Consider the following 12,748-nt stretch of genomic DNA (forward strand, 5'->3'; position numbering starts at 1 on the left):
CTTTTCCCACCCGATACCTACGGCGGTTAGCGTGGATGCGTGCGTTTCTCTCGCTGGTGGTGTTTGGTGTTTGTGGGGGGGGTGCGGGGATCCCCCCCCCCCCCGCCGGGGCGCGTCGTCGTCGGCCGGGCCGCCGACGACGCGCGGGTCACCAGGTGCGCGCGGCGGCGGGCTCGCCGCCCATCTCCCGGGCGCGCTGCTGGATCTTGTCCCGGATCAGTTCCAGTTGCACGCGCGAGTTGCGGTTGATGTTGTCCGTCATCCACGCGTCGTCGACCGGGGCGGTCTCCTTCATCGCGAAGTCCTGCACCCAGCGCATCCGCACGCCGTCGGGGACCTCGTGGTACTCCCAGCGGATGTGCATGTGCGCGAACGGCCCGGTCTCCACCCGGCGGGCCCACACCGTGCGGGTATCGCGGTCGGCCTCGCGCTCGGACACCCAGCTCCACACCTTGCCGTCCTGGTCCGGGTGCATGGTGAGGCGGAAGGTGACCTTGGCGTCCTCGCGGGAGAGGATCTCCACCGACGCGTACTCGCTGAACAGGTCCGTCCAGTGCTCCACGTCGTTGGTCATGTCCCAGATCAGGTCGATCGGGGCCGCGATGACGATGTCGTTGTCGGTATGCCCGGCCATGTCACACTCCAGAGGTCAGTTGGGAGTTGGTGGTTTCCAGGAACTCGCGCGGGGTCTTGCACTGGTCCGCGTCCGCGCCGAGCGGGAACTTGTAGCGCCGCTCCACTTCGGAGACGATTCCGAGCAGGCCCAGCGAGTCGAGCCCGAACTCCTCGAACGTCGCGTCCGGGCGACTCATGTGGTCCGGATCGGCGGTGACGCCGGCGCAGGACTTCATCAGCGCGGCGAGTTCCTCGTAGGTGAAGGGACCGTTCATCGCAGACTTCCTTTCGGGGGGACGGCTACGGGGTCGGGAAGGGCGTCCCGGGCCGACCGTCGCCGCGGCGCAGCACCAGGGCCGCGTTGTGGCCCATCAGGCCGCGGCTGAGCACCAGGGCGGTGCGCAGTTCGGCCGTTCGCGCCCGACCGGTGACCAGGTCGAGGTCGTGGCAGACGTCGAAGACGCCCGGGGTGGGCGGCAGTACGCCGTGTTCCATCGCCAGGATCGCGGCGGCGCAGTCCAGGACGGGTGCGCCGCAGTAGGCGCGTCCGATGCCGGCCTTGGGGGCGGTGACCGGCACCCGGGCCGCGTACGGGCCCAACGCGTCGGACAGGGCCAGTACTTCGGCGTGGTCGGCCTCGCGCACGCCGAGCGCGTCGGCGAAGACCACGTCGATGTCCTGCGGGGCGCACTCGGCCTCGGCCAGCGCGTCCCGGATCGCCCGGGCGAGTCCGTGCCGGGAAGGCCCCCAGCCCGAGGTGCCGGTGAACGTGGCGCCGTGTCCGGCCACTTCGGCGTGCACGCGGGCACCGCGCCGGTGGGCCGCCTCCGCCTCCTCGACGACGAACATCGCGCCGCCCTCCGCGGGCGCGAATCCGCACGCGGCCGAGGTGAACGGGAGGTACGCCTGCGCGGGTTCGCGGGCCAGGCTGAGCGCGTCGTAGCCGAGCTGGCACACCATGGAGTACGGCGCGAGCGGGGCCTCCGCCGCGCCGACCACGACCGCGTCGGTGCCGCGCCGGATGGTGCGGGTCGCGTGCGCGATCGCGTCCAGGCCGCCCGCCTCGTCGTTGGCCAGCACCGCGCACGGCCCCTTGAAGCCGCCGCGGATGGAGACCTGGCCGGTGGTGGCGGCGTAGAACCAGGCGATGGACTGGTAGGGCCCGACGAAGCCCGGACCCTGGCCCCACAGGTTCTGCAGTTCGCGCTGGCCGAACTCGCCGCCGCCGGAGCAGCTCGCGGTGGTCACCCCGACGCCGAAGGTCGGCATCGGGCCGAGCGCGGCGTCGGCGAGTGCCTGATCCGCGGCGACCATCGCGAAGTGCGTGAAGCGGTCGGTCTGGACCAGGAAGCGCTCCTCGACCACGGTGGCCGGATCGAAGTCGCGCACCTCGCCGGCGACGGCCAACGGCAGATCGCCGCAGCCCTCGCGGGTGATCCGGTCCAGGACGCTGCGACCCTCCCGGGTGGCCTTCCAGAACACGTCGACGCCGACGCCGTTGGGCGCCACGACGCCGACACCGGTCACCACGGTGCGTCTGGGTGCTGAGGTCTTCACCGGGGTCTCCTTTCCCGGCGATCCAGCACCACGGCGGACTGGAAGCCGCCGAACCCGCTGCCGACCGACAGCACCGTCTGCAGTGCCATCGGCCGGGCCGTCCCCGGCACGTAGTCGAGGTCGCATTCCGGGTCCGGGGTCTGGTAGTTCGCCGTGGGCGGCACCGCCTTGTGCTCCATCGCCAGGGCACACGCGGCCAGTTCGATCGCGCCGATCGCGCCGAGCGAGTGGCCCACCATGGACTTGATCGAACTCATCGGGGTCTTGTACGCGTGCTCGCCCAGGGAGCGCTTGACCGCCGCCGTCTCGTGGCGGTCGTTCTGCTTGGTGCCCGAGCCGTGCGCGTTGACGTAGTCGATCGCGGTGGGGTCGACCTCCGCATCGGCCAGCGCGCGGTCGATCGCCTCGGACATCTCCAGGCCCTCGCGGGTCAGCCCGGTCATGTGGTGCGCGTTGCCCCGGGTGGCGAAGCCGCCGACCTCGCAGTAGACGCGGGCGCCGCGCCGCCGGGCGTGTTCGAGTTCCTCCAGGACGAGCACGGCGGCGCCCTCGCCCAGGACGAAGCCGTCCCGGTCCGCGTCGAACGGCCTGGAGGCGTGCGCCGGGTCGTCGTTGCGGGTCGAGGTCGCCTTGATCGCGTCGAAGCAGGCGACCGTGATCGGCGAGATCGGCGAATCGGAGGCACCGGCCAGGTACACGTCGGCCCGGCCCTCCTCGATCGCGTGCGCGGCGTAGCCGATCGCGTCCAGTCCCGAGGTGCATCCGGTGGACACCGTCTGCACCGGGCCCCGGGCGCCGAACTGCTCGGCCACCTCGGAGGCCAGGGTGCTCGGCGAGAACGCCCGGTGCAGGAACGGGTTGGCCCGCTTCGGCTCCACCGCCCAGTTCCGACCCGAGTCACTGACCGCGACGTAGTCGTGTTCGAGCCGGGTGGTGCCACCCACCGCGGTGCCCAGCGAGACGCCGAACCGCCAGGGGTCCCCGCCGTCCCGGTCCAGGCCGCAGTCCGTGACCGCCTCCGCCGCCGCCGCGAGCGCGAACTGCACGTAGCGGTCCGCGCGTTGCGCCCGATCCCGGTCGACGCCGCAGGCGACCGGGTCGAAGTCGCATTCGGCGGCGATCCGGGAGCGGAACCCGGTGGGGTCGAAGAAGGTGATCCCCCGGGTCGCCGTACGGCCGTCCATCAGCAGATCCCAGAACGCGGTGACACCCACGCCGCCGGGCGCCACGACGCCGACGCCGGTGACCGCCACCCGGCGCCTCAAGAGTCGGCGCCCACGGTCTCGGCGGGCTCGATCCCCTCCGTGTCGACGTGCCCCAGTTCCGGTCGGGGCGCCAACGGGGCGATTTGGAAGACCATCCGGGCCTGGGTCCGACCGACGTTGCGGAACCGGTGCCGCATGTTCTTGGGCACCATCAGGCCCTGGTCGGGCCGGAGTTCGTAGGTGACGCCGTCCAGGTCCACTTCCAGCGCACCGGTGACGACGTGGATGAACTCCTCGGAGTACGGGTGGTAGTGCTCGGTGATCATGTCGCCGGGCTCGATGATGGCCAGGCCCATGAAGCCGCTGGTGCACCCCACGGTCGCCGGGCCGAGGGTGACCCGGAGCTCACCGCCCCGGCGCCGATTGGGCTCGACCTCGTCGACGTCGACGATGCGTACGGTCTGCGTGGTCATGTGTGCCACCTCCAAGTGGCGGGCGGCGCCCGAAGGCGCCGCCCGGGGGGTCAGGCGTCGCGGTCGGCGCGACGGTCGGTGACGAGGGTCGTCTCGGCCGAGGCCAGCAGGTGCCGCAGGCCCTGGTCGGACTCCAGCGCGCCGTCCTCCCCGAGGTCGAGCAGCCGGCTCAGCCGGGCCGCGGACTCCTCGCGGTCGATGCCCAGCACCATCGCCGGGTCGTTCGAGTCGCCGCGCAGGTCGAGCACGCGCACCAGGGTGTCTCCGCGCAGGAAGACCGAGCTGCTCGCGATCGGCCCGGAGCCGGACGCGACCACCCGTTCATCGTGCCGCTGGAGCACGGTGGCGGCGGATTCGCCGCAGCCGTGCCGCACCGGGTACAGCAGCGCGCGGCGGGTGGTCCGCGCCTTCGCCGACTTGCCGGAGGCGGGCGCGGTCAGGTGGTACACCTCGGCCAGCGAGGAGCGCATGAAGAACGCCCGCGCGGCCTCGGAGTCGTTCAGGTCCCGGGCCTCCTCCAGATGCGGGTTCAGCGCCTCCTCGGCGGCCCGCACCTGCGGCTGCTCGGCCACGTGCCGCAGTGCGGCCCGCAGGTCGCCCTCGACCTCGATCGCGCGCACCACGCGGTTCCCGAGCATGAACACCGACGTGCGGCGCAGCGACGTGGTGTCGTTCACCCGGGCCGCGGGCGACTTGTAGCCGGCGAGGATCTTCGCCACCTCGGCCTCACTGCCGGGCTTGACGGTGAAGGTGAGCGCGCAGCGGACCACGCCGGGCACCGACGGAGCCGCCGCGCGGGCCTTGTCGCTCGCGCCCGCCTTGGCCTTGGCGCTCCCCGCCTTGACCTTGTCGGTCGCGCCCGCCTTCGCCTTGGCGCCGGAGCCCGCCTTCGCCTTCGCGCCCCGGGCGCCCTTGGTGATCGCCTGGCCGCCCTGGTCCGCGTGCAGGTCGGTCTCGCGGGCCACCGCGAACCGCAGCGAACGGGTGCCGCGCACGCAGCCGTGCAGCGGCTGCACCATCATCTGGTGCTCGGGGCTGTCCACCCAGGCCAGGTATTCGGAACTGCCCTCCCACTCGCTGGTGATCAGCCACTGGGTCGGGTCCTCGATCGACTGGCAGAGCTGGTCGCGCAGGTGGCCCGGTACGGCGGCCACCTGGTGCCGGATGCGCTCGTAGGCTTCCAGAAAGCGCTGCTCCGAGTCTTCGTGCAGCTCCAGCATGAGCAGCACCCGGAGCTTGGACGAAGTGTCGACGGTGGGATTCGCCGCGGAGTGGACGAGGGTGTCCATGTCATTCCTTTGCTCTTGGGATTCGGCCTGCGTGGTGCTGCCCGATGCGGGCAATCCCGGAGGGACCGGGCCGCGCCGAAGCCGCCCGGGGGACGGGGATACGAGGGTGCCGGGATGCCTCCCGTCGGTCGCGCGAAGCACTCGGACAACCAACCGATCCGTTCCGTCGGGACCCGGCCTCGACTTCGAGCGTGGCGGCGAATCATCACCCTCTGCATCTTTTGATGGCATATGAGTGACATTCGGCACAGCGAACGGCCCACCCGGGATCAGCGGGAACAGGAGGACACCCACGGACCATCGGCCGTCCACCGCGGCGGTCGGCGCGTCCGCCGTCCTCGCCAACGCAGGAGAAGAGAACTGATGAACCCCGAGATCGAACACCGGGTACCGGTCCTGGTCGTGGGCGGCTCGCTGGTCGGGCTGTCCACGTCCGTGTTCCTGGGCCGCCTGGGCGTGCCGCACATGCTGGTGGAGCGGCATGCCGACACCTCGCGGCACCCCCGCGGACGCGGCAACAACGTGCGCACGATGGAACTGTTCCGGACCGCGGGGGTCGAGGACCGGGTACGCGCCGCGTCCGCGGTGCTGGCCGACAACCACGGCATCCTGCAGGCGGACACGATCGCCGGGGACGACCAGGAATGGCTGTTCAAGGAGATCGACCCCGGCGGCGGCCTGGCCAAGTTCAGCCCCAGTTCGTGGTGCCTGTGCAGCCAGAACGACCTGGAACCGGTGCTGGCCGACTACGCCCGCGAGCTCGGCGGCGTGTTGCGCTTCGGCACCGAACTGGTCTCCTGCGAACCGGACGAGGACGGGGTCACCGCGGTCGTGGAGACCCGGTCGACCGGCGAGCGGCAGACGGTGCGCGCGGACTACCTGGTGGCCGCGGACGGGCCGCGCAGTCCGGTGCGCGAGCGACTGGGCATCGAGGTGACCGGACCCGGCGACCTCTTCCACAACGTGAGCGTGACCTTCTCCTCCCGTCGGTTGGCCGAGTTCGTCGGCGAACGGCGGTTCATCGTCTGCTATCTGACGAATCATCACGGCGAGGGCGCACTGCTCCCGGTGGACAACCGCGACCACTGGGTCTTCCACCTGCCGTGGCACCCCGAGCGGGGTGAGCCGATCGAGGCGTTCACCGACGAGCGCTGTGTCGAACACATCCGCGCCGCCGCCGGCGTGCCCGATCTGGACGTGGAAATCACCGGAAAGGCCCCGTGGCACGCGGCCGAACGGGTGGCCGAGCGCTATCGCGTGGGACGGGTGTTCCTGGCGGGCGACTCCGCGCACGAGATGTCCCCCACCGGCGCGTTCGGCTCCAACACCGGCATCCAGGACGCGCACAACCTGGCCTGGAAGCTCGCGGCCGTGCTGAACGGGCACGCGGGCGCCGACCTGCTGGCCACCTACGAGGCCGAGCGCCGGCCGGTGGCCAGGGCCACGGCCGCCCGCGCGTCCACCCGTTCGGCCGAACACAGCCACCCGGGATACGCCGCTCCCCCGGTGGCCGGCGGCGGCAAGCAGCCCGGTGTGCTGGGCGTGGTGCTCGGCTACCGCTATGCCTCCGACGCCGTGCTCGGCGCGGATCCCGAAGTCCCGGTACTGCCCGAGCGGTTCCGCCCGCCCAGCGGCGACCCCGGCACCCGGGCGCCGCACGTGTGGCTGCGCCGGGGCGACACCCGGGTATCCACGCTGGACCTGTACGAGACCTCACTGGTGCTGCTGGTCGGCGCGGGTACGGCGGGCGAGGTGTGGCGGCAGGCGGCGCGGCGGGCGAGCGGGCTGCTCGGGGTGCCGGTGGCGGTCCACCGGGTGGGCACCGAGGCGGAGTCCGCGATGGTGGACCTGGTCACCGCGCCCGACGTCGACTGGGCGCAACTGCACGGTGTCACCGACGAGGGGGCCGTGTTGATCCGACCGGACGGATTCGTCGCGTGGCGGGTGCCGGCCGTCGAGTTGGACCCCGAGGAAACCATGGTCACGGTGCTGCGCGCGGTGGCGTGTCGGGCCGAGGCCGACGCCGAAGTGGGCGGCGAACTCGACCGGTAGGCAGCCATGACCGGGGACGACCGCAGCAGCCGGCGGGCGTCCGAAACGGCCGGTCCCGGAGAGGAATCCGGGGCCGGCCGCGGCGTGTTCGTTGCGCCGCGCGTGGTGTCGGCGTGGCGTTTCGCGCGGTGTGTTCGCGTTGCGCGCGTGGTGCGGCCCGTGTGCGGCGACGGGGTGCCTACCCGCGCGGCACCGGGCCGGCGCCTACGTGGGGGGCAGCAGGTGGGCGAACACGACCACGTTGTCCTTGTAGTCCTTGGACTTCTTGTCGTACACCCCGCCGCAGGTGATCAGCCGCAGTTGGGCGTCGGTGGTCTTGCCGTAGACCCGCTCGTCCGGGAAGTCGTCCTTGGGAAATACCTCGACCGAGTCCACCGCGAACTTCGCGACGCTGCCGTCGAATCGCTCGATCTCCACGGTGTCGCCGGGCTTGAGACTGCCGAGCCCCCAGAAGACCGCCGGGCCCATCATCGTGTCGACGTGCCCGAGCACGATCGCGTTGCCCCGGGCGCCGGGGGTGACCCCGTCCTGGTACCAGCCGGCCAGGTTGCGGTCCGCGGGGGGCGGCACCTGCAACACGCCGGAGTCGTCCAGGCTCAGTCCGATGAACGGCGCGTCCACCTTGATCTTGGGAATCTTGATCCGCATCGGCTGCGAGCGCTTCATCACCGGCGACCCCTGCTCGGGGCTCGGGTTCGCCGAGGGCACCATCGGCGCGGGCGTGCTCGGTTGCGCGGCTGCGGGCATCGGCTGCGGCGGCGGGCCCGAGTCGGTGCTCAGGTCGTGCTTGATCATCAGGATGCCCAGCAGGACGGCCGTCGCGGCGATCAGCATCAGTTTTCCGGCGCTGGTGCGGCGGGGCGCCGGTTGTGGTTCGGACGTGTCCATGGACGGTGCCGGATCTCGCAAGACGTTGCCTCTCTCCTGGGCGCTCGTGGGCCGCGGGTCGGGCGGCCGGCGACGACGACAGCCGTGGCCACCTCCCTGGTGAGGGTGGTGGCCACGGCGCGTGTTGCCTGGGCGAGGACGGGTCAGGCCTGGGCCGCCGCCGCACCCGGACGACGACGCAGGGCGTAGACGCCCATGCCGATGCCGCCCGCGATCAGGGCCGCGCCCGTACCGAGCGCGGCGCCGTCGTCGAGGAAGGCGCCACCGATGCCGGTGTGCACGCCACCGTGCGGGCTCTTGTGGTCCTTCCAGGACTTCTCGTGCGAGGAGCCCTCGTTGCCCTTGCTCTCGTAGCTCTTCTCTTCGGAGCCCGACTTCTCAGTGCTGTGTTCGGAGCCCTTCTCGGGCGTCCACTTCGCCTCGCCGGACCAGGACTTCTCCGAGTCGGCCGCCGGGGCGGGCTCCGGCTTCACCGGCGCCGGAGCGTCGGCGTAGGCGGACGGAACCGCCAGGGTCAGGGCTGCGAAGCCGAGGGCGGTACCGGCGACAAGAGCGCGTGCACGACGCATCGTGATAATCCTTCCGGCGCTTCGCGAACTGCCGACGGGCATCGGCACACGGGGATCGGCGAGGCGCCTCAATCACCATCGAACGACCCCGGTGACCCCGCGACCCGCGTGACTGCATTCGAGGGCCGCCCCTGGGCCTCCCGAGCGGATATCGCGGCCGGCTTCACTCGCCGGGAGCAGTCCGAGGTTTAGCACAGGGTTATGGAGTATCACTTTACGTAGCTCTTCGGGGGTTCCGCGGCCGTGTGCGGAGGTTCGGCAGGCCGCGCCGGGCGGACCGCTAGGCCGGCACCGCGCACTCGAACATGTGTAGCGACGGGTTCACCGCGCGGACGTCCCGACCACGCAGGCCCGCCTGCTCGATCAGGGTCAGCAGGCTGTCCTTGGTGTGCTTGCGGCCGCCGACGTTGAGCAGCAGCAACAGGTCCATCGCGGCGGTGAACCGCATCGACGCGGTCTCGTCGACCAGGTTCTCGATGATCACGACCCGGGCGCCGGGGGCGGCCGTCGCCACGACGTTGCGCAGCGTGCGCAACGTGCTGTCGTCGTCCCATTCCAGGATGTTCTTGATGATGTACAGGTCGGCCCGGACCGGGATCTCCACCCGACAGTCGCCGCCCACCAGGGTTGCCCTGGAGGCGAGTTCGCCGCCGTCACGGAGGCGGCGGTCGGCCGCGGCCACCACGCCGGGCAGGTCGAGCAGGGTGCCGCGCAGGGTGGGGTTGCGCTCCAGCAGGGTGGCCAGCACGAGTCCCTGGCCGCCGCCGATGTCGGCGACGCTGTCGATGCCGGTGAGGTCGAGCACCGCGGTGACGTCCCGGGCGGACTGCCGGCTGGACTGGGTCATCGCCCGGTCGAAGGCGGCGGCCGATTCCGGCGCGTCCTCGTGCAGGTAGTCGAAGAAGTGCTTGCCGTGCAGGCCCGGGAAGACGCTCTTGCCGGTACGGACCGCCTCGTCCAGACGCGGCCACACCTCCCACGTCCACGGCTCGGTGGTCCACAGCGCGACGTCGCGCATGCTGCGCGGGGCGTCGACGCGCAGCAGCCGGGACGCCTCGGTGTGCGTGTACCGCCCGTCCGGCTCCTCGGCGAAGATGCCCTGGCACGCCAGCGCGCGCAGCAGCCGGTGCAGCGCGCCCGGGTGGGCGGACACCGCGGTCGCCAACTCCTCCACGGTGGCGGGGCTCTCGCCCAGCGCGTCCGGCAGGCCCAGGCGCAGCGCGGCGCGCACCGCGGCGGCGGACATCGCGCTGAACGCCAACTCGCGCAGCCGGGTGGCCGCCTGCGGGGAGCGGGTGACGTCGGTTTCGGTCATGCTGATCGCCTCTCAACCGGTGGACCATCCGGGCCGGGCCGGCGGAACTCGACCGCAACGACCCGCGCACCGACGTCCCGGCGGTCCGCGCCGGGGCTGCAACGACTGTGACCCACACTCGCCGACCCGCCGCCGAGGCGCGGCCGGTCCGGGCGAAGACTCGCCCGGGAGTCATCCGGATGGGTGCAGACCCGCGGGGCGGGCGGGCGTCGGCGCGGGGCCGGGCAGCGCGGGGCCGGGTCGCACAGGGCCAAATCGCACGATGGCGGGCCGCGTCGTGCCGGGTGGCGCGGATCCGCCGGGGTGCGCAGGAGCGGGCCTAAGGCACTTCCTTGAGGGCCAGGAGGAGTTCGCGGGCGGTCAGCGCCGCCTGGAGTTGGAGGGTGACCTCCGGGTCGAGCGGATTGGCGCCCAGGAGCTCGCGGATCTGGCCGATCCGGTAGCCCACCGAGTTGCGGTGCAGGTGCAGCAGTTCGGCGACCGCGGCGCGGCTGCCGTTGGTGGCCAGCCACGCGCTGAGCGTGGCCACCCACTCCTCGCGTTCCAGGATCGGTCCCAGGTGCTGGTCCACGAACGCCTGGAGCCGGGCCGGCGGCACCCCGAACAACAACTGGGCCAGGCCCAGCGAGGAGAACATCAGCTGCACCTCGCCCGGGCGTCGGCGCAGCAGTCCGAGCACCGTCTCCGCGTCGTGGAACGAGCGCGCGGTCCCGCGCGGGTCGCTGACCGTGGGACCGGCCGCGGCCAGGACGGGGACGTCGCCGACCATGCCCTGGAGCCGGATCCGGATCCGGCTGATCTCCCGCTCGATATTGCCCGAGAGCACCGCGAGGCCCAGCTCGCCCTCCTGGCGCACCGGCATCTCCAACCACGACAGCGCGGTGGTCCAGGTGCGCTGGTTGGGTCCGGCGTAGGCGAACACCACGGCGGAGTGCGGGCGATCCAGATGCAGGCCGAAGCGCGCGGCGGTGCGGGTCACGTCGCCGAGGTTGCGCAGCGCGCCGTAGCGCAGTTCGTCGATCAAGCGGCCGGCCGTCTCGGCGGTCGCGGTGGCCACCGCGTCCCGGCGGATCGCCTCGATCGCCACCGCCGTCACCGCCGCCCGCAACAGCGGTTCGTCGTCGTCGGCGCCGTCCGGCTCGCCCAACAGCAGCAGCCCGACCCGGCGTTGCGCCACCCGTACGGCAAGCGCGGAGGCCCGCCAGCCCTCGTCGCAGGTGACCTCGACCACCTTGTCGTCGACGAACACGTGCGCGACGGCGACCGGTGTCATCGACTCGGTGCCGTCGTCGGTCGCGGCGAGCACTCCGCCGTGCACGCCCACCAGCCGGGCGGTCCTGCCGGTGCGTTGCGCCAGGGCTCGCAGGATCGCGAGCCAGCCGTCGCCGGAGAGGGCGAGCACGTTCAGTTCCCGCTCGAACGCCTGCGCCCGGTCCGGCACGGGGGTCCGGTTTTCCGTGACTTCCACCTTGTCGATCATGGATTTCCGCACCTTATCCGGTCGTTGTTACGCGGAACAGATACTTCGATCGGTCACTTCCCGTTACGTCTTTCCTGGGGCAGGATGCGCGCATGCGAGCCTTCGACCTCGCGGCCGGCGCAAAGGCCGCTGCCCAGGCGGCGGTGCAAGCCGCCGCCCCCGATCTGGTTGCACTCAGTCACCGACTGCACGGCCACCCCGAACTCGGCTTCGCCGAGGAACGCGCGTGCGGCTGGCTGGGCGAGCAACTGAGCGAGCACGGCTTCACCGTCACCCCGGGGGTCTGCGATTTGCCGACCGCCTTCGTCGCCGAACGCGGCAGCGGACCGCTGGTGCTGGGAATCTGTGCCGAGTACGACGCGCTGCCGGGCATCGGGCACGCGTGCGGGCACAACGTGATCGCCTCCGCCGCGACCACCGCCGCGCTCGCGCTCGGCGCGCTGGCCGACGACCTGGGCATCACCGTGCGGGTGCTGGGCACCCCCGCCGAGGAGAACGGCGGCGGCAAGGTGCTCATGCTCGAGCGCGGCGCGTTCGCCGGGGTGCACGCGGCGATGATGGTGCACCCCTCGCCGCGCGAGCGCCTGGACCCGACCTGCCTGGCCCGCGCGCAACTGCACGTCGAGTACGACGGTCGGGCCGCGCACGCCTCCGCGTGTCCCGAGGACGGCGTCAACGCCGCCGACGCGCTGACCGTGGCCCAGGTGGCGATCGGGCTGCTGCGCCAGCACATGACGCCGGATCAGCGGGTGCACGGGATCACCACGACCGGCGGTCAGGTGCCGAACGTGATCCCCGAGCACACCGAGGCCGCCTATTACGTGCGGGCCGCGACGCTGGCCGGGTTGACCGATCTGGAGGCGCGGGTGCGCGAGTGCTTCCAGGCGGGCGCGGTGGCGACCCGGTCGCGGCTGACCATCTCCTCGACCTCGCCCGCGTACTCCGAGTTCCGGCACGACGGCGACCTGCTGGCCGCGTACGAGCGCAACGCACTGGCCGCGGGACGCGAGTTCCCACCGGTGACCGCGGTCGACGACCGGCAGGCGGGCTCCACCGACATGGCCAACGTGTCGCTGGCGATTCCCGCCATCCAGCCACTGGTCTCGATCGACTCGGGCACCGTCGGGCTGCACCAGGCCGAGTTCGCCGCGTACGCCGTGCGGCCCGCCGCGGATCGGGCGCTGCTGGACGGTGGTCTGGCGATGGCCTGGACGTGCGTGGACGCGGCGCTGGACCCGGGCCTGCGCGAGCGGCTGCTCGCGGGCGCGCCGGCCGAGGGCTGACCCGCCGATGGGCTCCGGGGTG

The 12,748-nt window shown here is 72.2% G+C and carries 12 protein-coding genes; 2 read left to right on the forward strand and 10 right to left on the reverse strand.

Going from position 1 to position 12,748, the window contains the following annotated elements; translation table 11 throughout:
* Window positions 1-148: 148 nt before the first annotated feature.
* From ACZ4FV_RS15645 to ACZ4FV_RS15670, 6 genes are read right to left on the reverse strand one after another with little or no spacing between them, the layout of a single operon-like run.
* Window positions 149-634, reverse strand: coding sequence for an SRPBCC family protein (locus tag ACZ4FV_RS15645; RefSeq protein WP_395871354.1), 486 nt, complete (start codon window positions 632-634; stop codon window positions 149-151).
* A gap of 1 nt (window position 635) precedes the next feature.
* Window positions 636-890, reverse strand: coding sequence for an acyl carrier protein (locus ACZ4FV_RS15650; protein ID WP_331771528.1), 255 nt, complete (start codon window positions 888-890; stop codon window positions 636-638).
* 25 nt (window positions 891-915) lie between these two features.
* Window positions 916-2,172 (reverse strand): beta-ketoacyl synthase N-terminal-like domain-containing protein, encoded by a 1,257-nt coding sequence (locus ACZ4FV_RS15655; protein ID WP_465322774.1) that lies wholly within the window; start codon window positions 2,170-2,172, stop codon window positions 916-918.
* On the reverse strand, window positions 2,169-3,437 hold the full coding sequence (locus ACZ4FV_RS15660; RefSeq protein WP_395871358.1) for a beta-ketoacyl-[acyl-carrier-protein] synthase family protein: 1,269 nt from the start codon (window positions 3,435-3,437) through the stop codon (window positions 2,169-2,171). Before ACZ4FV_RS15660 ends, ACZ4FV_RS15655 begins: the two co-directional genes overlap by 4 nt.
* Window positions 3,434-3,850, reverse strand: a complete 417-nt coding sequence (locus tag ACZ4FV_RS15665; protein ID WP_395871360.1) for a cupin domain-containing protein — start codon at window positions 3,848-3,850, stop codon at window positions 3,434-3,436. The genes ACZ4FV_RS15660 and ACZ4FV_RS15665 overlap by 4 nt, the downstream gene beginning before the upstream one ends.
* 50 nt (window positions 3,851-3,900) lie before the next feature.
* Window positions 3,901-5,139, reverse strand: a complete 1,239-nt coding sequence (locus ACZ4FV_RS15670; RefSeq protein WP_395871362.1) for a SchA/CurD-like domain-containing protein — start codon at window positions 5,137-5,139, stop codon at window positions 3,901-3,903.
* 363 nt (window positions 5,140-5,502) lie between these two features.
* Here ACZ4FV_RS15670 and ACZ4FV_RS15675 point away from each other — a divergent pair, with 363 nt between their 5' ends.
* A complete protein-coding gene (locus ACZ4FV_RS15675; RefSeq protein ID WP_395871364.1) occupies window positions 5,503-7,191 on the forward strand; it encodes an FAD-dependent oxidoreductase in 1,689 nt (562 codons plus the stop codon).
* A 204-nt stretch (window positions 7,192-7,395) separates the two neighbouring features.
* Here ACZ4FV_RS15675 and ACZ4FV_RS15680 read toward each other — a convergent pair whose 3' ends face one another.
* The 4 genes from ACZ4FV_RS15680 to ACZ4FV_RS15695 all read right to left on the reverse strand — a co-directional run bounded on the left by ACZ4FV_RS15680 (window position 7,396) and on the right by ACZ4FV_RS15695 (window position 11,443).
* Entirely contained in the window at window positions 7,396-8,079 is a 684-nt protein-coding gene (locus ACZ4FV_RS15680) for a class F sortase (protein ID WP_465322775.1), read from the reverse strand.
* A 143-nt stretch (window positions 8,080-8,222) separates the two neighbouring features.
* On the reverse strand, window positions 8,223-8,648 hold the full coding sequence (locus tag ACZ4FV_RS15685; RefSeq protein WP_395871368.1) for a hypothetical protein: 426 nt from the start codon (window positions 8,646-8,648) through the stop codon (window positions 8,223-8,225).
* Window positions 8,649-8,928: 280 nt separating this feature from the next.
* Window positions 8,929-9,963 carry a methyltransferase gene (locus ACZ4FV_RS15690; protein ID WP_465322776.1) on the reverse strand — a complete coding sequence of 345 codons (1,035 nt, stop codon included), beginning with the start codon at window positions 9,961-9,963 and terminating at the stop codon, window positions 8,929-8,931.
* 319 nt (window positions 9,964-10,282) lie between these two features.
* Window positions 10,283-11,443, reverse strand: coding sequence for a PucR family transcriptional regulator (locus ACZ4FV_RS15695; RefSeq protein WP_331771519.1), 1,161 nt, complete (start codon window positions 11,441-11,443; stop codon window positions 10,283-10,285).
* A 92-nt stretch (window positions 11,444-11,535) separates the two neighbouring features.
* Between ACZ4FV_RS15695 and ACZ4FV_RS15700 the strand changes: the two genes are divergently transcribed.
* On the forward strand, window positions 11,536-12,726 hold the full coding sequence (locus ACZ4FV_RS15700; protein ID WP_395871372.1) for a M20 family metallopeptidase: 1,191 nt from the start codon (window positions 11,536-11,538) through the stop codon (window positions 12,724-12,726).
* The last annotated feature ends 22 nt before the right edge of the window (window positions 12,727-12,748 follow it).

The sequence above is a fragment of the Embleya sp. NPDC025285 genome (assembly GCF_055558835.1).

Coding starts and splice junctions, on each gene's coding strand:
- ACZ4FV_RS15645 (WP_395871354.1), bottom strand. CDS start 634: ATGGCCGGGCATACCGACAACGACATCGTCATCGCGGCCCCGATCGAC.
- ACZ4FV_RS15650 (WP_331771528.1), bottom strand. CDS start 890: ATGAACGGTCCCTTCACCTACGAGGAACTCGCCGCGCTGATGAAGTCC.
- ACZ4FV_RS15665 (WP_395871360.1), bottom strand. CDS start 3,850: ATGACCACGCAGACCGTACGCATCGTCGACGTCGACGAGGTCGAGCCC.
- ACZ4FV_RS15670 (WP_395871362.1), bottom strand. CDS start 5,139: ATGGACACCCTCGTCCACTCCGCGGCGAATCCCACCGTCGACACTTCG.
- ACZ4FV_RS15675 (WP_395871364.1), top strand. CDS start 5,503: ATGAACCCCGAGATCGAACACCGGGTACCGGTCCTGGTCGTGGGCGGC.
- ACZ4FV_RS15680 (WP_465322775.1), bottom strand. CDS start 8,079: ATGGACACGTCCGAACCACAACCGGCGCCCCGCCGCACCAGCGCCGGA.
- ACZ4FV_RS15685 (WP_395871368.1), bottom strand. CDS start 8,648: ATGCGTCGTGCACGCGCTCTTGTCGCCGGTACCGCCCTCGGCTTCGCA.
- ACZ4FV_RS15690 (WP_465322776.1), bottom strand. CDS start 9,963: ATGACCGAAACCGACGTCACCCGCTCCCCGCAGGCGGCCACCCGGCTG.
- ACZ4FV_RS15695 (WP_331771519.1), bottom strand. CDS start 11,443: ATGATCGACAAGGTGGAAGTCACGGAAAACCGGACCCCCGTGCCGGAC.
- ACZ4FV_RS15700 (WP_395871372.1), top strand. CDS start 11,536: ATGCGAGCCTTCGACCTCGCGGCCGGCGCAAAGGCCGCTGCCCAGGCG.